Source organism: Pedobacter sp. KH_004, from assembly GCF_057840755.1.
In genome coordinates, this window is the sequence record NZ_CM174519.1 from 1,238,253 (window position 1) to 1,263,656 (window position 25,404).

At 38.4% G+C, this 25,404-nt stretch carries 22 protein-coding genes and 3 tRNA genes; 15 read left to right on the forward strand and 10 right to left on the reverse strand.

Features of this window, described 5'->3' with window-relative positions; translation table 11 throughout:
- Window positions 1-72: 72 nt before the first annotated feature.
- Window positions 73-591, forward strand: coding sequence for a YdeI/OmpD-associated family protein (locus AC3ITD_RS05460; RefSeq protein WP_489364694.1), 519 nt, complete (start codon window positions 73-75; stop codon window positions 589-591).
- A gap of 56 nt (window positions 592-647) precedes the next feature.
- Here AC3ITD_RS05460 and AC3ITD_RS05465 read toward each other — a convergent pair whose 3' ends face one another.
- The 8 genes from AC3ITD_RS05465 to AC3ITD_RS05500 form a co-directional block, all read right to left on the reverse strand.
- On the reverse strand, window positions 648-1,385 hold the full coding sequence (locus AC3ITD_RS05465; protein ID WP_489364696.1) for a polyprenol monophosphomannose synthase: 738 nt from the start codon (window positions 1,383-1,385) through the stop codon (window positions 648-650).
- Window positions 1,386-1,504: 119 nt separating this feature from the next.
- Window positions 1,505-3,007 carry a peptide MFS transporter gene (locus AC3ITD_RS05470; protein WP_489364698.1) on the reverse strand — a complete coding sequence of 501 codons (1,503 nt, stop codon included), beginning with the start codon at window positions 3,005-3,007 and terminating at the stop codon, window positions 1,505-1,507.
- 1 nt (window position 3,008) lies between these two features.
- A complete protein-coding gene (locus AC3ITD_RS05475; RefSeq protein ID WP_489364700.1) occupies window positions 3,009-4,778 on the reverse strand; it encodes a peptide MFS transporter in 1,770 nt (589 codons plus the stop codon).
- A gap of 146 nt (window positions 4,779-4,924) precedes the next feature.
- Complete coding sequence (locus AC3ITD_RS05480) at window positions 4,925-5,821, reverse strand: hypothetical protein (protein WP_489364702.1); 897 nt, start codon at window positions 5,819-5,821, stop codon at window positions 4,925-4,927.
- A gap of 36 nt (window positions 5,822-5,857) precedes the next feature.
- The gene (locus AC3ITD_RS05485) at window positions 5,858-7,033 is read right to left on the reverse strand and encodes an acetyl-CoA C-acyltransferase (protein ID WP_489364704.1); all 1,176 of its coding nucleotides are present in this window, start codon (window positions 7,031-7,033) and stop codon (window positions 5,858-5,860) included.
- A 176-nt stretch (window positions 7,034-7,209) separates the two neighbouring features.
- A complete protein-coding gene (locus AC3ITD_RS05490; RefSeq protein ID WP_265799284.1) occupies window positions 7,210-7,377 on the reverse strand; it encodes a type II toxin-antitoxin system antitoxin in 168 nt (55 codons plus the stop codon).
- Between the two features lie 2 nt (window positions 7,378-7,379).
- Window positions 7,380-7,901 carry a hypothetical protein gene (locus AC3ITD_RS05495; RefSeq protein ID WP_489364707.1) on the reverse strand — a complete coding sequence of 174 codons (522 nt, stop codon included), beginning with the start codon at window positions 7,899-7,901 and terminating at the stop codon, window positions 7,380-7,382.
- Between the two features lie 4 nt (window positions 7,902-7,905).
- On the reverse strand, window positions 7,906-8,763 hold the full coding sequence (locus AC3ITD_RS05500; protein ID WP_056849385.1) for an SPFH domain-containing protein: 858 nt from the start codon (window positions 8,761-8,763) through the stop codon (window positions 7,906-7,908).
- A gap of 190 nt (window positions 8,764-8,953) precedes the next feature.
- On the opposite strand from AC3ITD_RS05500, the gene AC3ITD_RS05505 reads away from it, so the two are divergent.
- The 8 genes from AC3ITD_RS05505 to AC3ITD_RS05540 all read left to right on the forward strand — a co-directional run bounded on the left by AC3ITD_RS05505 (window position 8,954) and on the right by AC3ITD_RS05540 (window position 15,017).
- The gene (locus AC3ITD_RS05505; RefSeq protein WP_489366636.1) at window positions 8,954-10,960 is read left to right on the forward strand and encodes an HD family phosphohydrolase; all 2,007 of its coding nucleotides are present in this window, start codon (window positions 8,954-8,956) and stop codon (window positions 10,958-10,960) included.
- Window positions 10,961-11,040: 80 nt separating this feature from the next.
- Window positions 11,041-11,127, forward strand: a tRNA-Ser gene (locus AC3ITD_RS05510).
- A 102-nt stretch (window positions 11,128-11,229) separates the two neighbouring features.
- Window positions 11,230-11,303: transfer RNA gene (locus tag AC3ITD_RS05515), tRNA-Pro, on the forward strand.
- 55 nt (window positions 11,304-11,358) lie between these two features.
- A tRNA-Pro gene (locus tag AC3ITD_RS05520) sits at window positions 11,359-11,432 on the forward strand.
- A gap of 402 nt (window positions 11,433-11,834) precedes the next feature.
- Window positions 11,835-12,197, forward strand: coding sequence for an ISAon1 family transposase N-terminal region protein (locus AC3ITD_RS05525; RefSeq protein WP_489364709.1), 363 nt, complete (start codon window positions 11,835-11,837; stop codon window positions 12,195-12,197).
- 200 nt (window positions 12,198-12,397) lie between these two features.
- The gene (locus AC3ITD_RS05530) at window positions 12,398-12,760 is read left to right on the forward strand and encodes an ISAon1 family transposase N-terminal region protein (protein WP_489364711.1); all 363 of its coding nucleotides are present in this window, start codon (window positions 12,398-12,400) and stop codon (window positions 12,758-12,760) included.
- Window positions 12,735-13,718, forward strand: coding sequence for an ISAon1 family transposase (locus tag AC3ITD_RS05535; RefSeq protein ID WP_489364713.1), 984 nt, complete (start codon window positions 12,735-12,737; stop codon window positions 13,716-13,718). Before AC3ITD_RS05530 ends, AC3ITD_RS05535 begins: the two co-directional genes overlap by 26 nt.
- A 60-nt stretch (window positions 13,719-13,778) precedes the next feature.
- Window positions 13,779-15,017, forward strand: a complete 1,239-nt coding sequence (locus AC3ITD_RS05540; protein ID WP_489364715.1) for a site-specific integrase — start codon at window positions 13,779-13,781, stop codon at window positions 15,015-15,017.
- Window positions 15,018-15,143: 126 nt separating this feature from the next.
- Here AC3ITD_RS05540 and AC3ITD_RS05545 read toward each other — a convergent pair whose 3' ends face one another.
- The gene (locus tag AC3ITD_RS05545) at window positions 15,144-16,124 is read right to left on the reverse strand and encodes a glycerophosphodiester phosphodiesterase family protein (protein ID WP_489364717.1); all 981 of its coding nucleotides are present in this window, start codon (window positions 16,122-16,124) and stop codon (window positions 15,144-15,146) included.
- A gap of 342 nt (window positions 16,125-16,466) precedes the next feature.
- On the reverse strand, window positions 16,467-16,697 hold the full coding sequence (locus tag AC3ITD_RS05550; RefSeq protein ID WP_489364719.1) for a helix-turn-helix transcriptional regulator: 231 nt from the start codon (window positions 16,695-16,697) through the stop codon (window positions 16,467-16,469).
- Between the two features lie 444 nt (window positions 16,698-17,141).
- Here AC3ITD_RS05550 and AC3ITD_RS05555 point away from each other — a divergent pair, with 444 nt between their 5' ends.
- From AC3ITD_RS05555 to AC3ITD_RS05580, 6 genes are all read left to right on the forward strand, one after another.
- Window positions 17,142-17,345 carry a hypothetical protein gene (locus AC3ITD_RS05555; RefSeq protein ID WP_489364721.1) on the forward strand — a complete coding sequence of 68 codons (204 nt, stop codon included), beginning with the start codon at window positions 17,142-17,144 and terminating at the stop codon, window positions 17,343-17,345.
- Between the two features lie 74 nt (window positions 17,346-17,419).
- Complete coding sequence (locus tag AC3ITD_RS05560; RefSeq protein ID WP_489364723.1) at window positions 17,420-17,734, forward strand: hypothetical protein; 315 nt, start codon at window positions 17,420-17,422, stop codon at window positions 17,732-17,734.
- Between the two features lie 738 nt (window positions 17,735-18,472).
- Window positions 18,473-19,213, forward strand: coding sequence for an IclR family transcriptional regulator (locus AC3ITD_RS05565; protein WP_489364725.1), 741 nt, complete (start codon window positions 18,473-18,475; stop codon window positions 19,211-19,213).
- Window positions 19,214-19,518: 305 nt separating this feature from the next.
- Entirely contained in the window at window positions 19,519-22,647 is a 3,129-nt protein-coding gene (locus AC3ITD_RS05570; RefSeq protein WP_489364727.1) for a SusC/RagA family TonB-linked outer membrane protein, read from the forward strand.
- A 22-nt stretch (window positions 22,648-22,669) separates the two neighbouring features.
- Window positions 22,670-24,475, forward strand: coding sequence for a RagB/SusD family nutrient uptake outer membrane protein (locus tag AC3ITD_RS05575; protein WP_489364729.1), 1,806 nt, complete (start codon window positions 22,670-22,672; stop codon window positions 24,473-24,475).
- A gap of 29 nt (window positions 24,476-24,504) precedes the next feature.
- Entirely contained in the window at window positions 24,505-25,401 is an 897-nt protein-coding gene (locus tag AC3ITD_RS05580) for a DUF5017 domain-containing protein (RefSeq protein WP_489364731.1), read from the forward strand.
- Window positions 25,402-25,404: the final 3 nt, after the last annotated feature.

Here is a 25,404-nt window from a genome sequence, read left to right on the forward strand (position 1 = left end):
GATTAATTTCGCTAATCGGCTCATGATTTGGGTGTTTTTTGAGCCGAATAATATATTTATTACTTTTAATCCATGATCCACATCAAAGCCGAAATAGAAAAGTTTGAACAAATGGCCGATAAAACGGGCTGGAGCTATGTTTTTATTCCAGCGATGATAGCTAATCAAATTAAAGCTGATTGTAAGGTTTCTTTTAGGGTAAGAGGAAAAATAGACGATGTGGAAATCGCAGGGGTTGCCACAGTTCCAATGGGGGAAGGCGATTTCATTATTGCACTTCGAGCCGAACTTCGAAAAAAATTAAAAAAAGAAGCTGGAGCAAAAGTAGAATTGTGGCTGGAAGAAGATCAAAACTTTAAAATAGAAATGCCCGAAGATTTAGAAATGTGCCTGGCCGATGTTGATGATTTGTTGGAGCGATTCCTTAAACTTTCAAAATCACATCAAAACTATTTTATTAAATACATCAACGAAGCTAAAACCGAACAGACGAGAACGAAGCGCCTCACAATGACGGTTATGGCGATGGAGAAAGGGCAAGACTTTGGAGCAATGATCAGGGCAAGCCAAAGAAGAAGTCTTGAGTCCTAAGTCAATAGGATCGAGCCATAAGTTGGTCGATACCTTCAACTTTTAACTTTCAACATTTAACTTTTCTCCCGACTGTAATTTCTAAACCAGCTGCTCACCTTCATTTGAATTACCCCTAAAAAAGCTTCTCTAAAAATACGGGTACTCATTTTTGATGTTCCTTCTGTTCTATCTGTAAAAATAATTGGAACCTCAACTACCGTAAATCCAAACTTAACGGCTGTAAATTTCATCTCAATTTGAAAAGCATAGCCTACAAATCGTATTTTTTCTAGAGGGATGGTTTGTAGTACAACTCTACGATAGCACTTAAAGCCTGCTGTCGCATCCTGAATGGTAATTCGAGTAATAAAACGAACGTACATTGATGCAAAATACGACATGAGAACCCTTCCCATTGGCCAATTTACAACATTAACCCCTCTAACATAACGAGATCCAATAGCAAGATCAGCACTATTCACACAAGCTTCGCGAAGCCTGAATAAATCATCCGGGTTATGGGAAAAATCAGCATCCATTTCAAAAATGTAATCATAATCACGCTGCAAAGCCCAATTAAAACCATAAATATAAGCTGTACCCAAGCCTTGTTTGCCCGCCCGTTCCTCTATGAATAATTTCCCGCCGAATTCAACTTGCAGCGATTTCACAATGTTTGCGGTGCCATCCGGAGATCCATCATCAACAATAAGCACATGAAAAGGTTGCGTTAATGAAAAAACCTTTCTAATGATCTTTTCAATGTTTTCCTTTTCATTATAGGTAGGGATGATTACTAAACTATCAGACACGTGTTGGTATAATTTTAAAATTACGATTGAGTAATTGTTGTATGGGGGCGAAATTAGTTATTAAAAACCAAAAGCCCGAAATTTTCTTTCAGGCTTTTGATTGTGTTGTATTGAAGTATTTATCTTACTTCTCCCATTAGCTTTTTAACCAATTGTGAAAAAGCGATTAAGGCTACACCCGCAATAAGCGAATAAAGTGCTAACGCTTTATACCCTTCGGTGTAAGCTACGAGTTTCGTCATTAATGAAGCATTATCAATGCTCGACATTTCTGCACCTAGTTTTCCGGCAGCAAGCTGGCCAAATGCGCTCGAGAGAAACCAAAGTCCCATCATCATACCAAACATTTTCTTTGGCGAAAGTTTGGTAATAATCGACATGCCAATTGGACCCAAGCATAGCTCGCCCAAAGTAAGTAGGAGATAGGCCAGGGTGAAAATATTTAGCGAACTTATCCCTTGCTCATTGGAAAAAAATCTCGTGGCGTAAAAAACGTAAAAGCTCAGCGCCAACAAAAGAAAACCAATTCCAAATTTAACAACCGTATTCGGTTCTATTTTGCGTTTGTACATCCCAATCCATAGCAAACCCACCAAAGGACTGAAAACAATTACGAAGAATGAGTTTACGCTGTTGTTCACCACATTGGGGTCAATGTTAAAAAAAAGCAAACTGTGATCTAAATTGTCTTTAGCAAAAAGAGATAAGGAACCGCCACTTTGCTCTGATATTGCCATAAAAATGAAGTAGCAAAATATGAATACGAACGCAGCAATCAGTTTATATTGTGCCTTAATGTCTTTAATCATCGCGGTTTCGTAGATGAAATAGATCAAAGCTACAATGCCGATAGTGTACATGAAATAGTCAGTATAGGCTGTGTTTTTAACCATGATAAAGATCAATGGAATACAAAGTAAAGAGCCTATGTAAACGGCTATTTCGTACGCAGTTCTTTTTGATTTTTCCAAATTAAGCAATGGAGAATTTCCAATAGGGCCTAAGAACTTTTTGGTAAAAATAAAGGTTCCCAATCCGAAAGCCATTACAACAGCTGCAGAAAGGAAACATAAGTGCCATGAAACATATTTACCCAAGTAAATGCACATCGCGCCACCTAAAAGGCCCCCAACATTTATCCCGGCATAAAAAAGACCATAACCTGCATCTCTTCGATTGTCTTTTTCATGGTAAAGTTCGCCGACCATCGATGAAATATTTGGCTTGAAAAAACCAGTTCCAATGATTGAAAGCGTAATCCCTACATAAAATAAATCCTGCGGAGAAAAAGCTAAAATCAGGTTTCCGATAATCATTAACGATCCGCCCCAAAAGAGCGATTTCCTAAAACCTAAAATCTTATCGGCAAAGATACCGCCAATAAAAGTAAATGCATAAACGAAAGCCTGAATTGCACCGTATTGTAGATTCGATTTTTGATCAGTTAATCCCAATTGATCAACCATAAAAAAGGCCAGGACACCTCGCATCCCATAAAAACAGAAGCGTTCCCACATCTCTACTAATGATAAATACCAAAGTTGCTTCGGGTATTTACCATCAAAATTCTGAATCGCTTCTAATGTTTCAATAGAAGGCGTTTTTTCTGTAGCGATTTGCATGCTATTTAACCCCGTGCATTAGTTTTTTGATGATCGGCGTTAACAGCATAATGAAAATACCTAATCCAACTGGGATCAACGTGAAAATTAAAAAGAAAGTCGACATTGAATACTGTGCTGTAATTTTATCAATCATTCCGCCCATGGTGCCTGCAATTTTGTTTCCAATGGCTATGGCTAAATACCATATTCCGAACATGATTCCAATCATTCTTCCCGGAACTAATTTGGAAACATAAGATAAGCCAACAGGTGAGATAAAAAGCTCACCCATGGTATGGAAAAAGTAAGCCAGAATTAACCAGATCATACTCACCGAGGCAATTTTTGCACCTGGTGGAATTGAACTCGAACCATAAGCCAAGGCTGCGAAGCCGATACCTAATAAAATCATTCCGATACCGTTTTTTACAGTGGCGGTAGGGTTGAATTTGCTCTCCCAAAGTTTTGAAACAATAGGTGCACAGGAAATAATAAACAAGGAGTTTAATACCCCAAACCAGGTTGCAGGAACTTCAGCTTTAACATCGCTATATTGGTTTTTCAGCATGTAAATTACCAATCCCCAAATGATAGCAAAACCGGCTGCAAGAATAATATTCCCTAACGCAAAATTTGCGAATGTTTTTCTGAATAAACTAAAAAGAACATAAGTAATGATAACCAAAGGAACTACCGTAATCAATGTGTTGGCAACATTGAAGATAATTTTAGCATTTCCTTCTAATAACCTTGCAGTGTAGTCTTTTGCGAAAATCGTCATCGAACCGCCGGCTTGCTCAAACGAAGCCCAAAAGAAGATAGTGATAAAAGCAAGTACGATTACAACAATCATTTTATCTCTCAGCTTAGGTGAGTATTGTGCAATCCTTTTAATCAAGATAAAAATAAACAAGGCCAGTGCGATGATAATAGCAAAGTTATCTCCCGTTAAACTACCGATTTTAAAATTAAACACCGTTGAACCGGTAATTTTTGATACCGGATCATTTATAATCCAAATTAACCCAATGATTGATATTAACCCAATAAGTACGATATCGAATAGGGAAAAAGGATTCTTTTGTGCCTCTGCCGGGTCTTCATCTTCATCAATAACTACATTGTTTTTCTCAGGTTTAAGCCCAATTGAACCAAATATATTCTTAGTGAAATAGAATTGGAGCATGCCAACAAACATGAAAATACCGGCCAAACCAAAACCATAGCTCCAACCCCAATTTGGATTTTCGCCAATGTAACCGCATAACAACATTCCTAAAAACGCTCCAGAGTTGACACCCATGTAAAAAATAGTGTATGCTCCATCTTTTTTCTCTGGATGTTTTTTGTACATGTGTGATAAAATCGAAGTCATGTTTGGTTTAAAGAAACCGTTTCCAACCACCAACAGGCATAATCCCAGGTACATGAAAATTGGATTGAACTCGAAGGCCATAGATAGGTGTCCCAGGGTCATTAAAAGCGCCCCCAAGATAACCGCCCAACGATAACCGATAAATCTATCGGCAATAAAGCCGCCCAAAATAGGCGTTAAATAAGCCAAAGAAGTATAAGAGCCATAAATTGCAAGCGCATGTTCTCTTGGCCAGCCCCATCCTGGATTATCGCCAAACATAGAAGAAGTAAGAAATAGAACAAGTAAGGCACGCATACCGTAGTACGAAAATCTCTCCCACATTTCCGTGAAGAAAAGCACGAATAACCCTGCCGGATGACCCAATACTTTGCTGCTAAAGAAATCGTCTTTGGTTTCAATGGATGTTTGCATAAAACATTTGTTGGTTTTAGTTTATGAATTCAGAATTTGTGTGTTGTTTAAGCCTGTTTCCAAGGCGCAATATAGGTAGCGATTGGCAAACTCACAAATTTTTACCGTATAGGAATAGTAATGATGTTGTTAAGCAGCGTTAGATTTTAAAACTTTCGTTCTGGTTTAATATTTTTCTTTGGATCGGCGTATAACTCATCCATCGCATTTGGATCGTTATTTAATTCTAAACTTTCCATCAGTTTTAGTTTCCCATCGATTATTTTAAAGCCATCAAATGTTCCGTCTGATCCATAAAATTCATATCTGCCAGTCATCTGAGAATCGAAAGGCGCCAAATGATCAAATACTATCATGCCTGCTTTGTGATCTGTTTTCAAAAGCATCGCATTTGATTTGGTGTATTCAAAAATGAATCTATTTTTATCCTTTATGCTTTTTCCATCGAAAACTTGTGCGCCAAATGTTAACTTATCCTTACTAAAGGAAAGAATTTCGATTACCTTTTTGGTGGTCGTTTGATTGTTGCCTTTCCATCCCAACAAGATGTAGTAGGGCAGGCGGCTACCACTGGTAACAGGTATAATCTCGTAATAACGGGCCCCAAACCATTTTTGGTTGTCAGTTATAATATTTGGATCATTAAGGTTTTCAGTTTGATCGATCAAGGGAAAAAGTTTCAGCGGACCATTGTTGCTATTCATTTGGATGGCTCCATAGTATCGGTAGGTGCCATTTTCCAATAAAAGGTACCAACTGATCACTCTAAAAGCCTGATCTGGAGATTTAATGATGGAAACATTTTTTAATGAATCGAAAGAAAAACCAAAAGAATGAGGTGTCTTCAATGCATCAACTAACGTTTTAACAAATTTTCCATTCAATTCTAGCTTCTTTATATCAAAAGTTTCTGCGGTGGTAGCCTTCGATATCTTAACTAGTGTATCCTGGAAATTTTCAAGTGCCTTTGTGTTTTGCTGGGCATCAGCATGAAATCCCGCAAAGAGAAAAATTAATAAAAGATATATTTTTTTTATTTTCATTTACATTAAGAATGCCGGGCAAAAGCCCGGCAAATTTTAAATTTTTTCGATAACAATCGCACTTGCGCCACCACCGCCATTACATATTCCAGCGACGCCAATTTTACCGTTATTCTGTTCCAATACAGAAAGTAAAGTAACCACAATACGAGCACCAGAAGCACCAAGTGGATGCCCTAACGATACTGCTCCACCATTAATATTCACTTTATCGTTTGACAGTTCTAACAGTCGATTATTGGCAATCGATACTACAGAAAACGCTTCATTGATTTCGAAATAATCGACCTGTTTGATGTCAATATTGGCTTTTTGTAAGGCCAGTGGAATCGCTTTTGATGGTGAAGTGGTAAACCATTCTGGCGCTTGTTGTGCATCCGCATAAGCTAAAATTTTCGCCAATGGTTTAATCCCCATTTCTCTCGCTTTATCTGCACTCATTAACACCAATGCTGCTGCACCATCATTTAAGGTTGATGCATTGGCTGCAGTAACTGTTCCATCTTTCTTAAATACCGATTTTAAACCGGGAATTTTTTCGAACTTTACGGCGGTTGGTTCATCATCAGTATCAATAAGGGTTGTTTCACCCTTTCTGTCTTTCACTTCAATTGACGTAATTTCAACTGCAAATTTCCCTTCTGTTTGGGCGCTCTGAGCTCGTTTGTAAGATTCTATTGCGAACTTATCCTGATCTTCACGACTGATGTTACATTCTGAAGCGCAAAGTTCAGCAGCAGAACCCATGTGATAATCGTTGTAAACGTCCCACAATCCATCTTTAACCAAACCATCAGTAAGCTGCCCGTGGCCTAAGCGATAACCATTTCTTGCTTTATCCAAATAATAAGGAACATTGCTCATGCTTTCCATCCCGCCGGCAACAATAATCTCATGATCACCGTTGGCAATGCTTTGTGCGGCCAACATAATCGCCTTCGTTCCCGATGCGCAAACTTTATTAATGGTAGTGGCAGGAAGATCTGGTAAACCCGCAAATTTTGCAGCCTGGGTGGCCGGGGCCTGTCCTAAATTTGCAGATAGCACGTTGCCCATATAAACTTCCTCTATATCTTCCGGTTTTAAACCAGCTTTCTCAATGGCAGCTTTAATAGCAAAGCCACCTAATTGTGTAGCAGAAAATTGATTTAATGAACCGCCAAAGCTTCCAATGGGTGTTCTAGTAGCTGATGCAATTACAACTTCTTTCATGAATAAATATTTTTATGAATTTTTGGTTAGTTCGCTAAGTTATACATTTTTTAATGTTGCAATAACGAATACGCGGCCATTTTAGCATGAAGGAAATGTCAGCTTAGTCGCATTAAAATTAATAACGGTTGACACCATCTCAATGATGATGCTTTGAGGTGCCAATCTGTTTATTGCTAGTCTTCCTTTGTTTTCCCCTTTTTTCGCAATTTAAGCGCCTGATTGAGCAAGAATTCAATCTGTCCGTTTGTACTTCTAAACTCATCAGCCGCCCACGTTTCTACTTCCTTTAACAACGCAGGACTAATTCTCAAAACAAAAGCCTTTTTATCTTTCTCTGCCATCCTTAACTTATTGCCGGTATTTGATATCTTGTTTTCAAATTAATGAGGAATAATTCCATTTCTTCAATTTTATTAGAACTGAACAATAACTTCTTCCCGTTTTTAAATTCTATCTGTAACCCCTTCGATTTATCATTTAAAAGGTAAGCCTTATCGTTTCGTTTAAACCAGAGTCTGTTTTTCACTCCATAACCGCCATAATCGCCGAAAGCATCATACTTTGTGATGTAAACATTTTCTACACTATTCCACTCGATAGGTGTTAATTTGGTTTTGAAGGCAAAGTATTTATAAAAGATTCCGTCTTGATTTATTCTCAAGGTCAAAACGTTTTTTTGAATAATATAAACTACCAAAAAAGGAAGTAAAATAGCCCAGATGGGAGCGAAGTATACATTTTTTAAATCCTGGAAATTCATTCCGCCCTTATCGAACAGCACAATAGAACCTACCATTATGGCATCCACGCCGATTAAAATATAAAGCCACCACAGGTTTAACTGCTGTTTTTCTTCAAATTCCATGGCATTAATTGTAAAGTGTGCCGGTGTTTACTACAGGCTGTACATGGCGATCTCCACATAAAACAACTAATAAATTACTCACCATCGCAGCTTTTCTCTCTTCATCTAAATCAACAATTCCTTTCTGTGATAATTTTGCCAAAGCCATTTCTACCATGCCTACGGCACCTTCAACAATTAGCTTCCGGGCAGCAATTACGGCAGTTGCTTGCTGACGTTGCAACATGGCACTTGCAATTTCTGGTGCATAAGCCAAATGTGATATCCTTGCCTCCAAAACTTCAATGCCAGCTCTTGACAGCCTATCATTTAGTTCGTTTTCCAGCAACTCACTTACTTTATCAGCACCGTCTTTTAAAGTGATACTGTCTTCTTCGCCTTCAGAATGATCATAAGGAAAAATATTGGCCAGGTGTCTTACAGCAGCTTCACTTTGAATATTAACGTATTGCATGTAGTTTTCTACCGAAAAAACAGCTTTTGCAGTTTCATTTACCTTCCATACCACAACGGCAGCTATTTCTATGGGGTTTCCCAATTTATCATTTACCTTAAGCTGCTGACCGTTTAAGTTGTTGGCTTTTAACGATAACCTTCTTTTAGCGGTTAATGGGTTAACCCAAAAAAATCCATCGGCCTTAACGGTGCCAATATATTTACCAAATAATGTTAATACCATAGATTGATTTGGGTTGATAATTAAGAAACCTGGAAAGATTAGGAAAATATCTAGCGCCAGTAGTAAACCTCCCCATAGAAAGCTTTCAGTAACGAAACAAAAAATAGCAGCACCAATAAGCGCTAAAAATAATACAAAGGTTAAATAACCTGATGGAGGACTGATAATCTTTTCTTGATACATAATTGATATTAATTTGATATCATAAAGTAAATTATAAAAGATGGTAATTGCAAACAAATTCAGTAAAATGTATATTAGATAAAAATGTTAATTTTGAAAGCACAATAATCCTATCGTTTTGGCCAAAATCAAGAAAAATTCACATAAAATCCTTTACCGTAAATATTCGTCAAACTTGAAGTATGTGATGATGATTTTTACCGTGTTCATCATTACGCTTTTTCTTCCTAAACAGCCGCGTTTTCGATATGAATTCGAAAAGAACACAGTATGGAAAAACAAAGACCTGATTTCGCCATTTAGCTTCGCTATACTAAAAACCAATCCACAGGTTAGTAATGATAAAAAAAATGCCCTAAAAAATATTCTGCCTGTTTACCAATTTGATAAATCGATTTCGGAAAACGCTTTAGAAGAATTTTCGAACGACTTCGATATTAAATGGAAATCAACGCAACTTGACGAAAAAGATCGTATTCAATTTAAAACTGAAGTCTATAATCTTTTAAAAAGCATCTATCAAAAAGGAGTTATCGGCTTAAATGTGAAACATCAGGGCGGCGCAAAAAATTACGATTTTTCTTTGATGGAAAATAACGTGTCAAAAACTCGAAATACTCAAGACGTTTTTACTGCAGAAAGTGCGCTCTTGTTTTTCAAGGCTAACTTTAAAGCTACAAATCAAGTAATGGTTGATCTGGTAGCGAACCTTGCAATGGACCATATAGCACCCAATATCGTCTTTGATGAAAGGCTAACTCAGGTTATTCAAGATAATACGATTAGCAATATCTCTACTACCAAAGGGATGGTGCAAAAGGGCGAGTTGATTGTTTCTAAAAATGATGTGATTGATGAAGAAATTTATCAGAAACTCGAATCTTACAAAACTACTTACGATGCGCAAACAAAAACTATAGGTAGTAGTGTGCTCGTGTATTTTGGCCAGGTGGTTTTGGTAAGTTTCATTCTAGCCATTTTGATGTCCTTTCTTTTTCTATTTAGGAAAGATATTTTTGCTGATAATCGCCAGCTATCGTTAATACTTATTGTAACTACGGGAATGCTTTTGGCACTTACTTGGGCTATCAAAATGGAGATTCCAAGTTTATATTACATTCCATTCTGTGTCGTCCCCATTATAATAAGGATTCTTTTTGATACACGTTTGGCACTTTACCTGCATATGCTGGTGATTCTGATTGCAGGTTTCTTTGTGGCCAACAGCTTTGAATTTGTTTTTTATCAGGTAACCGCTGGTATGGTTGCCATTTTCAGTATTAAAAACTTCGTAAAAAGGGAGCGGTTTCTAGTTTCTGCCATGTTTATACTGTTCTCATACTTCGTTGCTTTTGTTGGTATTGCTTTATTAAGAGAAGGTAGTTTCAGGGAAATTGAATGGATCAATTTTATACCATTTGTTTTTAGTGTTTTACTTTCCCTTTTGGCTTATCCCTTAATTTACCTTTTCGAGCGTATTTTTGGTATTACTTCTGATGTTGCCCTAATAGAACTTACAAATACTAATAACAAATTGCTTCGCGAGCTTGCCTTCAAAGCACCCGGAACGTTCCAGCACTCATTACAAGTTGCAAATCTTGCAGAAGCGGCAATTTTCAAAATTGGAGGAAACTCCGTATTGGTTAGGGCAGGAGCGCTTTATCACGACATTGGTAAAGTTGATAATCCACAGTATTTCATAGAAAACCAAAACACTGCCATAAGTCCACATGACAAATTGCCTTACGAGCAAAGTGCACAGATTATTATTCAGCACGTTCATAAAGGAATTGAAATTCTCAGGAAAAATCAGATTCCCGAAGCTATCATAGATTTTATTAGAACACATCATGGAAATACCCGGGTGGATTATTTTTATCAGTCTTTCTTAAAAAACACACCAGAAAAATTCGTTGATGAGAATATTTTTAGATACCCTGGACCAATCCCCTTTAGCAAAGAACAAGGCGTTCTAATGTTAGCAGATTCGGTAGAAGCAGCGTCTCGAAGTCTAAAAAATCCCGATGCTCAGAACATAAATGACATAGTTGAAAGGATAATTAACTATAAATTGGAGCAAAATCAGTTAGATAATTGCGATTTAACATTAAAAGATATTGAAACTATCAAATTGATTTTCAAGACGATGCTAATGAGTATCTATCATGTACGAATAGATTATCAACAAGTTTTGTAATTTTTTTTTGTAGAATAGGTTGTTTTACTATATTTGCAGACCTCAAAACAACGTCGGTAGGACAGAAATTAGAGGAAGTTGGAGAGGTGCCTGAGTGGCCGAAAGGAACAGTTTGCTAAACTGTCGTACTGGTAACGGTACCGCGGGTTCGAATCCCGCCCTCTCCGCAAAAAGAAAAAATAATTTGGCAAAAAAATTGATTTATCATTTAAAAATCGTTTCTTTGCCAACCCTTCGAAAAAGGGGTTAACAAAAGAAGATACCAAGTTCGGGATGTAGCGTAGCCCGGTATCGCGCCTGCTTTGGGAGCAGGAGGTCGTAGGTTCGAATCCTGCCATCCCGACAAAAAGTTCAAACCTACTTTCAAAAAAGGGTTTAAAAAAGGTGATACCTAAGTTCGGGATGTAGCGTAGCCCGGTATCGCGCCTGCTTTGGGAGCAGGAGGTCGTAGGTTCGAATCCTGCCATCCCGACAACTACAGATACAATTTGTATCAAAAACCCTCTAAATGGTGAATTTAGGGGGTTTTGTTTTTTTATTGGTATCAGTTTGGGTAAAAGAATATCAATGTTTTTTTTACCAAATCCAATACCAGACTTTTCTCAGTATTATTGTCCTCTCAACAAAATCGAAATTTTTTTAGACATATTTTTTTTGAACAAAAGTACCAGGTCCACGTATCCGTTTTTTATCTGCTTTTGGTATTGGATTTGGGGATCAAGCAAAAAAGTTGGGGAGTTGAGAAGTTTATTTAATTTTGTTCAACATTATTATTTTGGACAGCTCAATATTATCTTTTATACTACCAGAAGGGGATCAAGCAAAAAAGTTGGGGAGTTGAGAAGTTTATTTAATTTTGTTCAACATTATTATTTTGGACAGCTCAATATTATCTTTTATACTACCAGAAGGGTTAACTGAATACTTTGAACTTGATAAGTTCGAACTTTCTGAAGGCTCTTACCATATTTATCTTTTAGAGAAAAACATTCATCCCGAAGAGTATTCAGGTGAAAAGTTGATTTCTAAGGGCTTTTTCGATGAAATCACCGTTCGTGATTTTCCTTTGCGTGGAAAACCTTGTTTTTTGAAGGTAAAGCGGCGCAAGTGGCAAAATCTCAATACAAAACAGATTGTTTTCAGGGATTGGAACCTGGTTGCCGATGGTACCAAGATGACTACCGAGTTTGCATTTTTTTTTGAAAAGCTATTTGGATTCAAGCCCAATAAGCTGTAAAACGCTAGGTCATTTCTTTGGTGTTGACGGCAAACGTCTTGAGGAGCAGTATGCTAGCCATCTGAGTGGATTTACCGTTTGGGATCAGTTGGAACATGCTGGGGACTGGCTTCTATTTCCTGAAAATATGGGAGAATATGGATCAAGCAAAAAAGTTGGGGAGTTGAGAAGTTTATTTAATTTTGTTCAACATTATTATTTTGGACAGCTCAATATTATCTTTTATACTACCAGAAGGGTTAACTGAATACTTTGAACTTGATAAGTTCGAACTTTCTGAAGGCTCTTACCATATTTATCTTTTAGAGAAAAACATTCATCCCGAAGAGTATTCAGGTGAAAAGTTGATTTCTAAGGGCTTTTTCGATGAAATCACCGTTCGTGATTTTCCTTTGCGTGGAAAACCTTGTTTTTTGAAGGTAAAGCGGCGCAAGTGGCAAAATCTCAATACAAAACAGATTGTTTTCAGGGATTGGAACCTGATTGCCGATGGTACCAAGATGACTACTGAGTTTGCATTTTTTTTTGAAAAGCTATTTGGATTCAAGCCCAATAAGCTGTAAAACGTTAGGTCATTTCTTTGGTGTTGACGGCAAACGTCTTGAGGAGCAGTATGCTAGCCATCTGAGTGGATTTACCGTTTGGGATCAGTTGGAACATGCTGGGGACTGGCTTCTATTTCCTGAAAATATGGGAGAATATCTTTCCATAGATGAAACCAGCCTGTCCCAGGGAGAGTTGTATACCGTTCTGACCAATAAGGCTGCAAAAGGTAAAAAAGGTGCCCTTGTTGCCATTATTAAAGGAACTGAAAGCGAATCTGTAATCAAAGTCCTCTCTCAGATCAAGGTGGGCCTGCGTAGAAAAGTGAAAGAAGTTACTCTTGATCTTGCTCCAACAATGTCGCGTATAGTTAAACGGTGCTTCCCTCAGGCCAAACTGGTTTCTGATCGCTTTCACGTACAGCAATTGGCTACCGAAGGCGTCCAGGAAATAAGGATAAGACACAGATGGGAGGCCATAGAACAGGAAAATAAGGAAATGGAGCTGGCCAAGGCTGTAAAAAAACGCTGGGTACCGGAATTGCTGGAAAATGGTGACACTGTAAAACAATTGCTGGCAAGAAGCAGATATCTGCTATTCAAGCGGGAGGTCAACTGGACACCTTCACAATCACATCGGGCTGAGCTTTTATTTGGTTTGTATCCTGATCTTGAACAGGCCTATAAACTGAGTCAGGGCTTGTCCACTATACTCAGTACATCCAAGGACAGGATAATTGCTTTTAAAAAGCTGGCCATTTGGTATAATCAAGTAGAAGCCGCTGGATTTAAATCGTTTAACACAATTTCAAGAACAATCCAGAACAACTACGAAACGATACTAAACTACTTTGATAACAGATCAACCAATGCCTCGGCAGAATCTTTCAATGCAAAGATAAAGGCTTTTAGAGCACAGTTCAGAGGTGTGAGAAATGTGAAATTCTTTCTATTCAGGTTATCTAAAATTTATGCTTAAGATTACTCCCCAACTTTTTTGCTTGATCCGGATTTGGTAAAAAAAATAGGAGGAAATTCGATGAAATCAAAGCACAGTTTTAGTGTTAATTTCTACGTTAGAAGTGACAGGAAGGCCTTTGGGACCGCTCCGTTGTATGTTAGAATTACTGTCGATGGAAAGATGGTTTATTTCGCTACTAAAAAGTCCGTAGATCCATCGCAATGGGACCAAAAAGCCCAGCGGTTAAAGGGGACTTCTATGGAAAACAATTCAATTCGAGACAGGATGCGACAATTGATAAATGAAATTGGAGCAGCTTATGATGAATTGAGATTTCAAAAGGAGCTAATTACTGCTGAGAAAATTAAAGCCAAGGTTGAAGGCGAGGATCAGGGTAAGACTTTGAAAGCCTTAATTAAATATCATTTTGATCAACCAGGAAAATTATTGGCTGCAGGAACTTTAAAAAACTACTACTCAACTGAGCGGTTTCTTACTGAATTTCTAAAGAAAAAAAAGTTATCGGACATCCAGTTAGCGAAAATCGACTTTAAGTTTCTTACAGATTTTGGGGTATACCTGCGAACAAAGACTCCGGATAAAGGACAAAGGGTTTGTACTAACAACACAGTAATGAAACATATGGAACGGTTGCAAAAATTAATGGGACTTGCACTTAAGTTTGGATGGATAATACGTGATCCATTCATTCATTTTAGCAGAAAATTAGTGACAAAAGACAGGGAGGTTTTGGACGACGATGAATTACGCCTTATCCAAAACATTGATCTACCAGATGTTGTTCAGGCTGCTGTGAGAGATATGTTTGTTTTTAGCTGCTATACCGGGCTTGCATACAGTGAAATCAATTCGCTGTCTCCATGCCATATCACAACAGATAACGAAGGGGGTGTTTGGCTGGTTATGAAGAGGAAAAAAACTCTTACTACAAATGAGCGAAGTTTTCATGTGATGGTCTTGCCTATTGCTTTGGCATTAATTCAAAAATATAGATTTTCGCCAGATGCAATTCATAGAGAAACAGTTTTTCCATGTCCGTCAAATCAATACACGAACAGAGCTTTAAAAGTTGTCGCGGAAAAGGCTGGTATAAATAAGAATCTAACTTTTCATGTAGCCAGACATACATTTGCTACAACTGTTACACTAGAAAAAGGAATTTCCATTGAAAGTGTATCTCATATGTTAGGGCATTCTAGTATCCGCACAACGCAGATTTATTCTAAAGTAAAGCAGAAAAAAGTTGCGGCAGAGATGAAATTTCTTTTCATGAGTCAGCAACTCATGATCAAGTAGAGTTGTGAATGAACTTTATACATTTTTGTTGATGGCAAGTTAACAGTATAAGTTTAAACTAAACATGTTTAAAAAGCAGAAGCATTTAGATCTTAGTCTAAATGCTTCTCATTATCCTACTTTATTTTACTTTTTTTGATAATCTCCAAACAGGCGGACCATTATATCAGGGCTATTGGTAATTATCCCGTCGACACCAATTTTGGCCAATGAAATCATATCTTCTTCCTTATCCACGGTCCATGGCAATATTAGCATTTTTTTCTGGTGGGCTTTTTGAACCATTTGCTCATCCACACCACTGAAATAAGGGCTGTAAATGTCGGGAACGAAGCCCAGATTAGCGAGCTCTTCTTCCATTCCACCTTTTTTAGCGTTCATCTGTTTAAAATAGTCAGCAACTTCTTTTTCCGTAAGTCCATACTTTCTAAGCTGTTCTTCGGTTAGATTCATTTTTCCCTGAACCAATAATGATAGCTTTACTTTGGGCGATCTCTGGTGCAGGATCTTTAATGTTCTCACATCGAAAGACTGAATGATCAGGCGGCTTTGAATATTCTTTTGATTGACCACATTCATCAGCTTTTCCACGAAGACCTCTGGAGAAGGATTATATTTTCCGTCTCCCATTGGGGATGATTTGGTTTCGATGTTATAAAACACGGGCTTAAGCTTGTTTTTTTTGACATAGGTTTCGACGCTGTCGATCAAGTCGCTTAGCAAGGGCTTGTGTGTTTTAAGTTTTTGCTGATTGGGGAACAACGGATGGGGTCTTTGGCCCGAGCTGTAGGATTTTACGGTATCATAGGGCATCTGGTAGATACTCAGATTTTTTTCTTCGCTTTTGAGCACCTCAGTACCATCGGGTTTGCTCATAAATGCTGCAGACATATAAGGATCATGTGATACCACCACCTTTCCGTCCTGGGAGATGACTACATCAAGCTCCAAGGTTTTGCAGCCTAGTTTTACCGCATTGAGCATGGCAGGAATCGTGTTCTCTGGTAGCAACGCCATACCTCCGCGATGTGCCTGTACGTCGAGCTTCTGTTGTGAAAAGGCTGCGCCTGATAACAGCAGGCCAATGATTACTAAGGTTTGTTTCATGAATTTTTAAAAGTTTTGATTTGCAAAATTAATTTCTACAATACCCAATGGTGTTAGCGAATTATTAAATCTTGATGTAGGCCGTGATTTGCTGTCAAAGCCGCTGATTTCTGCAAATCGATATTGCCATTTGCTGTCAGTGAAGGGATCATCGAGAAAATATAGACAAATTCTTGGAGAGGGCTGACCTATAAATCTGTTTTCGGCAGCGGGATTCTATATTTTAAAGGTAACATCCATTGATTGTCCTTATTGCGGAAATTTTGGATGGGATTGATGCTTCGATAAATTTTTATCTTCGGGAATGAGTTTTTAAGTGAAATTATTTTTGTTTTCCCAAGGTTATAGCTTCAACAATCCGTATTTGTAGGCAAACGAAATCAACGAAGCTGTGTTTTTGCTTCGGGTCTTTGATATTAGGTTTTTTCGGATATTGTCAATTCTACTGGTTTTAACTTTTAATTTCAATCCAATCTCAGCGCAAGTCAATCCTTCTGCGATATATTCTATTGTTTTGATTTCCTCAGAATCCATTCCCATAAAACTCGGAACTGCTTGATTATTTAAATCCATATGCCAACATATGATAATAATAAAATTATGGTTCTCATACCGACTAACTAAAACTACAAAATATTGATTTTATGGTAGTGTAATCCTTTTTAGGTTAGAAGCTCAACTTAGAAATAGAACGTTGCACCAAATTCTAATTAATAATGGAATGGCTTTAACTATCCTCTCAATTCATCCTGCGCCAATCTTTGGTCGGTGGGTACTTTTGATCATAGGGTTGATGATTTATCCGTGTTAGAAAAGCAGATTAAACTCAGTGAGATTAATCTGCATTTAAAGTCTTTCACAAGTGGATCGCTTAAATGAAAAAAACCCTCATCGATGATTATATGAAATTAAATCCAGCACTAAAGCTTGAACATCAATTCGCTTTGATTAGAAGCTTATAGGAAAACTTATGCATATTCGAAGATTTTCTGTGCAAGAGAACCCCAGGGTACGTTGATGGAAGAGCTAAAGAAAAACTTGCAAGAAGTGGTATTAGCGTGTTTTACAGGTTTTATTGGTCAGGATTTAAGAGTTGCTCATTATTATTCATCCTATTGCCGCGAAGCAATGGGAGAAAGATTGGAATCAAGCATTAAAAAGCAATACCCTACTCTCAATAAATGGATACTAATGTTTTTAAGAGCTGAATTTGTCCTGTGAAATTATTGTAGTTCATTTTCAGCTGGTTACTTTTGCAGGTTTGCAGATTTAAAAAAGGAATTTATTTTTGCGCCATGACTGTAACTGTACTGGCCATATTGGAGACTGATTTCAAGCCGGAGAAGAACCTGGCGAAGGTAATGAATGAACGTTTGGTTAGGGTGGCAAGGGATCTGCAGGAGGTTCATTTTAAACCACTCTCGGGTAGGGGTTTTTCTTCCGATGATCTGGTCGTTTATATCAGTTATAATCCCAAATATAAAATCCGCTTCCATATCGTTAATGATGTGACCGCTGATATTGAGTATTTTGTGGCGGAATGCTGCGGAAGGTTGGGCTTTATTCTTTGGAAGGCTAATGCGGTAGCGGGGAGTAGAGAAAAGGTTTAGCAAAGCTTCATTTTTATCGACAGGTTTAGTTGATTAAGTTTTTTTGATTGCTGTCCTCAGTTTTGGACTGGCTATCCCTATATTTTTGGACTAAAAGGATGCCACAGTTTTCCCTGAAAGAAGATTGTTATCTGTTAGGTTCTACAATCCTTAATCAAGGTAATTTTCATCTACCAATTTCCTTTTCTGCTGATCAATACAGAATTGAAGAGGATTAATTGATTGTTTTGATAAGTTTAGAACTGAGAGATATATTTTTATTTACTTAGCCTGCAGACGTCATTTGGAAGTCTCGAAGTTTCGCTCGAAACATCAATTGGTGGCTGGTTCATCAGTCACTGTGGTATAGTATTTATGCGATGGGTGGAGATTATTTTTGTATGCTGGCGATAGTAATGTTTATGGAGTGCATGGCTGGGTAGGAATTAAGGAGTTGATCTACCCAATTCATTAGTTGATCAGTTAAAGGGTAGGCTAGTCTTGTGGAGCAGATAAAATTTGTTGGTATGAGTTCTGCTGATATTATATTTGTTAAGGCTACGAATGATACCTTAAAAGTAACAATATATCTAATTAAGCTGAAATAATTCTTCTTTGTTGATTGATTCTGATGTTCATATTTCAATCGCGGAGTTAGGAAAATGAGTTCAGTACCATTGAAGTTTTAAAACCTGCATTATAAAATAACATTTTATAATGTAAACTTTATATATTTGGTTCTATACTTTAAAACTTTCGATGATACAAGTAATTAACAGGGCTTTTGACATATTGGAATTTATTGCCCGAGAGCCGGATAAACCTAAGGTTCTTGGAGAAATTTCACAAGCCTTAAATCTTAATGCCGGAACCTGTTCCAACATTATCAAAACTATGATGAACAGGAAGTACATTGAAAAGGCCGAATTCAAAAAGGGATATATTCTCGGATCTGCTGCATATAATCTTACTGGAAATGAGGGATACCGTAAGGGACTCATAGATGTTTCCAGATCCGATATGGAGCATTTAACATTAGAGCTAAACGAGAATTCGGAATTATCGGTCTTACAGAACGACCTCCGTTTGGTACTTCTCAGAGTGAAAAGTGATCATGATGTTCAGGCTCGGACAGCCTCGGAGAAAAGAGCATATGATACTGCTGCAGGGAGGATTATGTTAGCCTATTTGGCCGATTCTGAACTGGAGGCATTTGTGCAAAAATTTGGACTGCCGAAGGCTGATGAATGGACTGAAGCAAAATCACTTTCTTCTTTTTTTGTAGAGCTCTCAAAAATAAGGGAGATTGGATATGCTATTCAAATCAGCGTAAACCAAATTGTGGGCTTGGCGGTGCCATTGTTTAAAGATGAGAAAATCATAGCCTGTTTGGGCATGTATATGCCAACTTACAGATATGATATGTTGGGGCACGAACGAATTTTGCAATCCATTATTGAAACTGGTAAATCAATAAACCAAAAATTAAATCCCGGTTAGACTACATCATGTCAGCTAGAGAACCCATCCTAAACCGATGGGTTTTTTTTTGCCAATTGGATTAGTTAATTCTTTTTTGTGTTTCAAAAAAAAAAGAAAATAATTTGTTTATCTAAATAATATCTTTAATTTTAGTTATTAATATAAAATATGATTTTATATTATAAAATTTAACCAATATAAACCGTTACTTTAAGTCTGGATTCTGGTTGTTTCGGCAATTTACCCCTTCTTATTATAGCAAATAGAAAATGACCACCTTTGTTGGTCCTTAAATTATAACCAAATCATAATCCTAAACGCGTATGAGAAAATTTCTATTATTGTTAATATTTCCGCTATTGATCATTCATTATGCTGATGCTCAAACAAGGCAACTTAAGGGAAAAATAACAGACGAAAAAACCGGAGAATCGCTACCTGGCGTAAACGTCAAAGCTGGCGAGAACGCCAGGACGGTTAGTGACCAAAATGGCAACTTCTCCCTTAATATTCCAAGTTCAAATGCTGGTCCACTATCGGTGTCGTATGTAGGTTATATACCGCAAACCATCCAGATCGGATCCCGGACCGAGATCAATGTCCGGTTAATCAGTTTATCTCAGGGGCTCGATGATGTTGTAGTTGTTGGGTACGGGGCAGTAAAAAAACAAGATTTGACTGGTTCAGTAGCTCAGGTAAATATCACGGATATGCAAAAGGCACCGGTAAAATCTTTTGATGATGCTTTAGCGGGTCGTGTGGCTGGGGTAGAAGTATCGTCCAATGAAGGACAGCCTGGTATATCCAATAACATCGTAATTAGAGGAAACAACTCTGTTACACAAGATAATACGCCATTGTATGTAATTGATGGATTTCCAATTGATAATCCCAACAACAATGTTATCAATCCTGAAGAGATTGAAACCATTACAGTATTAAAGGATGCTTCGTCTACTGCTATTTACGGATCAAGGGGAGCAAATGGCGTAATCGTGATCACCACCAAACGAGGTGCAATTGGCGAACCTGTTGTAAAATATAATGGTTACGTAGCTGTACAGCGGGTGTCTGAAAGGGAGGAAATGATGGGTCCATATGAATTTGTCCGCCTGCAGAACGACCTTGATCCAATTACCACGGCCGCGGTATACTTCAGTAACGGCCGAAACTTAGAATCTTATCGCAATGTTCAGGGTGTCGATTTTCAAAATGAGCTTTACAGGGACGCATTAATGCATAGCAATAATTTATCAATCAGCGGTGGAACTGCCAAAACCCGTTATAGTGTTTCAGCTTCAGCGCTGGGTCAGGGAGGGGTCATCATCAATTCAGGATTTTCCCGTTACCAGGGTAGGGTCACGCTGGATCAGGAACTAAATTCAAAAGTCAAGATTGGAATCAATGCCAACTACAGCAGTATCAACATTACTGGAACCACACCATCATCTTCTACCTCACAAATCAACGCCAGTACCAATCTAATGTACAGTGTTTGGGGCTACAGACCAGTTAGTGGAAGCAACGCTGATCTGTTAAATGAACTGTTCGATCCAGAGATAGACGAGACTGTAAATTACCGTTTCAATCCAATATCATCGGTAAATAACGAATACCGCAAAAACGTAAACAACAGTATTATTGCCAACGCCTACGTTGACTACGCAATTACCTCAAAGCTGAAACTGAGGGTGACTGGAGGTTTGAATAACAACCAGAATAGAAGCGAAAGTTTCAACAATACGCTTACACGCTCAGGAAGTCCGTTTGGTCCATTAGGCGCATCAGGCGTGAACGGCGGCATTGCTTATCGTCAGGTGAATAACTGGGTAAATGAAAACACGTTGACATACAACAATAGTTTTAATAAAAACCATAGCCTGAACGTACTTTTGGGAGCCACCTTGCAGGGAATCAATGCTACGGGTTACGGCTATACCGCTGTAGCAGTTCCAAATGAGAGTTTAGGAATTAATGGATTAGATGAAGGAACGCCAAGAACGATTACTTCAACCGCTACAGGATCAACACTGGCTTCAGGTTTGGCCCGTGTAAATTATAATTACAAATCCAGGTATCTGTTCACCGCCACGGTGAGGGCAGACGGATCATCAAAATTTAGGGATGACAATAAATGGAGCGTATTTACTTCGGGTGCGTTTGCATGGAGAATGAGCGATGAGCCATTTATGAAAAATATTAAATTTATTAACGATGCAAAATTAAGGATCAGTTATGGTGAGACAGGAAACAACAGAATAGGTGATTTTTCAACCTACTCCACCTTCATCATCGAGCCGATGGCAGCTTATGCATTCAACAACAGTATCGTAAAAGGAATTATTCCCATGGCCATTGGCAATCCAGGTTTAAAATGGGAAACTACTGCAACCACAAATATTGGTTATGATCTATCTTTATTTCAAGATAGGATTCAGTTTACTTTTGATGCTTACAGGAAAACAACTTTTGATTTGTTACTGAATGCAAGTTTACCAACCACAACAGGGTATGCCAATGCTTTTAAAAATATTGGCAAAGTGCGCAACCAAGGTTTAGAGTTTACACTGAACACCGTAAACATTAAAACGAAAGATTTCACCTGGTCATCCAATTTCAACATTAGTTTTAATGAGAACAAATTGCTCGGACTGGCGGATAATCAGGAGTCTTTGCAAACGCCGATTGTTTGGGAAAGAAGATATACCGGCGTTCCATTGTATGTGGCTAAATTGAACAATCCTATTGCGGCCATGTATGGTTTTGTTTTCGACGGGATTTATCAGTTCAGTGATTTTGATCAGTTACCGGATGGAAGATACTCTTTAAGGGCAGATGTGGTTAATAATGGAAGCGCCCGGACAGCGGTTCAGCCCGGAGATATCAAATACAAGGATCTGAACGGTGATGGTGTGGTGAATACATTGGATCAAACACAGATCGGTAGGGCTTATCCCATTCATGTTGGTGGTTTCTCAAATAATTTCAACTATAAAAACTTCGATTTAAACGTGTTTTTGCAATGGTCTTATGGAAACGATATCGTAAATGCAAACAGATTGGTTTTTGAAGGGAATGCAACAGGAGCAGTGGGATTGAATCAGTATGCAAGCTATGCCGACCGTTGGACGCCAGCCAATCCTAGCAATACACTCAATCGGGTAGGCGGACAAGGACCTGCTTATTATTCTTCAAGAGTGATTGAAGATGGTTCTTATTTGAGGCTGAAAACTGTTTCCCTGGGCTATAGTTTAGGATCAGCGGTTTTAAAGAACATTAAAATCAGATCACTAAGAGCCTATTTATCGGCACAGAACATCTTTACCATTACCGGCTACAGCGGCCCTGATCCAGAAGTATCTGTCAAAAATTCTACCCTTACGCCTGGATTTGATTATTCAGCATATCCTAGAGCCAGAACTTTAACTTTTGGTATCAATGCAACTTTTTAGTTTAAAATATAAAGTCAGAACGATGAAAACAAAACTGTCACTGCTTTTACTTGTATTGCTCTTCAGTATAAGTTCTTGCAAAAAATATTTAGAGGTGCTTCCAAAGGATTTCGTATCCCCTGAAAATTATTTCAACAACGAAACAGAACTCAATACTGCTTTGGTTGGGGTATATGATATTATGGGCAGCGCAGCCCTATACGGAGAGATTTTATGGTCGCAATTTGAAGTGGCTACCGATGAAAGTTTTTACAGGCAATCCACAACAACCTTGGGTGTGCAGGTTTACAACTACGATTCCAACAATAGTTCTGTTGCCGGAATCTGGAAAGCACTTTATGCCGGTATTGAGCGGGCGAACATTCTATTGGCAAATATAGATAAACCTTCTATGTCGGAAGCAAACAGAAGCGTGGTAAGAGGGGAAGCACTTTTTTTAAGGGCATACTATTACTATTTGCTCACTTCCAACTTTGGCGATGTACCATTGATCCTGGAACCCACAAAATCCGTTAACAATCCTGAAATAGCACGTACGCCCCTGAAAGAAGTTTATGCCCAGATATTGTCTGACATGACTACCGCTGAAGGGTTGGTAAAACCCATTACCGCTTACAATTTTGCAGGTAGAGTAAGTAAAAGCGCAGTTCAAGGTATACTGGCCCGCGTTTGTTTAAAAATGGCAGGAAACCCGTTAAATGATAAAACCAAATATGCAGATGCCGCGAAGTGGGCTAAAATGGTAATCAACTCTGGACTTCATAGCCTAAATCCTTCTTATGAACAGATTTTTATCAACCATATGCAAGATAAATATGATATTAAGGAAGGCATTTGGGAAGTTGAATTTACAGGTAACTTATTGCAATCGGGCGTGAATGAAACAGGCAGGCTGGGCGTTTTGGGCGGATTGGCTGGAACAAACGATGAAATTGGAAATAGTTATGGCCAGTGGAACGGAACCCGTGTATTGTATGATATCTATAAACCACAGGATTTACGCCGGGACTGGAACATCGGATCTTATTATTATAGTGGAGCAACTAAAAACAAAGTTTTTCAAACCGTTGCAGAAGCAAAAAGTGTTGGAAAATGGCGCAGGGAATATGAGTTATTGACACCGAAAAACAGAAATTACAACGGTGCCAATTTCCCGCTGTTGCGTTATTCGGATGTGTTGCTGATGTACGCGGAGGCACAAAATGAAATCTCGGGACCGGATGCAGAGAGTATAAACTATGTGAATCTGGTAAGGCAACGTGGCGCAGGTAAAGTTTTAAATGGAACCAATGTATTCACTGTGAATGTAGTGAACGGTGGTTCGGGCTACACCACAGTTCCAAATGTTACGATTAACGGAGGTGGTTTTGCCACACAGGCAACAGCTACTGCATCAATAGCCAACGGTAGAGTAAGTGCCATAACCGTCGTTACACCAGGATCTTTTTACGCTTCAGTACCAACAGTTACCATATCGGGAACTACCGGCACGGGTGCCACAGCGAACGTAACCCTATCAACAGCTACAGATGCGGATTTGATTCCTGCCGAAACAGCAAATCAAGCTGCATTCAAATCAACCATTATTGATGAAAGGTCGCGTGAGTTGTGCTATGAAGGCCTTCGGAGGGGCGACCTGATCAGATGGGGTATATTTGTAGAGCGTATGAAAAATTCGGCTTCAGTTGCAACTTTGCGTTATATTGCCGCATTCAAATACGCATCACGCCCGGGAGATAATATTTCTGAAAAGCACAATCTCTTGCCAATTCCATTGTCAGAAATCTCATTGAACAGATTGCTAACCCAAAACCCAGGTTGGTTATAAGCCGAGGTGAACCTTTAAACGACGAAAAAATGAAACAAAACATATATATTGGTCTTATCGCTTTGATTGCCCTTGTTAGCTGCAAGAAGTTAACGGTTGAGGCGCCTGAATTCGATGTGGTTACAGACAAAACAACTTACAAAGTGGGTGAGGAAGTGAATTTCAGATTTACCGGAAATCCTGATTTGATTTCCGTTTACCGAGGCATTGCCGGCGAAAATTATGATTTCAGGAGTAGAACCACAGCAGAGGGATTACCTCAGCTTAATTTCACTACATTTATACAAAATGCAGGTGAAACCAATACGCTAAGGCTTATGGCATCAACCAACTTTGCCGGTAAATATGACGCTACCGGTGTTGCAGCTGCATTATGGACAGATATTACCTCAAGAGCCACATTATCTACAGGAACGGATAATACAGCCTCTGGAACGATCGATCTCTCTGATTTTAAATCTGCCAATCAACCTTTGTATCTGGCCTTTAAATACCAGGGTTATTTTCATCCTACACTTAAACAGCCCTCTTGGTTCTTACGTACTTTTAACGTAAACAATGTTTTGCCAGAGGGAAGAACATCCGTTATTGCAGCTATTGGTCAGGTAGGATGGGTTGGTGTAGACATTAAAAACCCAACAGTAGTTTGGGGCGTACCGACCACAGGTCAGATAACCATTAATGGTACGGGAACAGATGCTATCAATGAAGACAACGAGGATTGGGTAATCAGCAGGCCTTTTAATTTAGCCGCTGTTTCCACAGACACCGGCCTTGGTTTAAAAACTGCAACCACTTATTTAAGTAATTACACTTATGCGTACACGGTTCCTGGAACTTATACTGTTACTTTTATCGCCGCTAATGCAAGTCGCGATGAGAGTAGCCAGATCATCAAACAGATTAAGTTAACCATTGAACCCTAATTG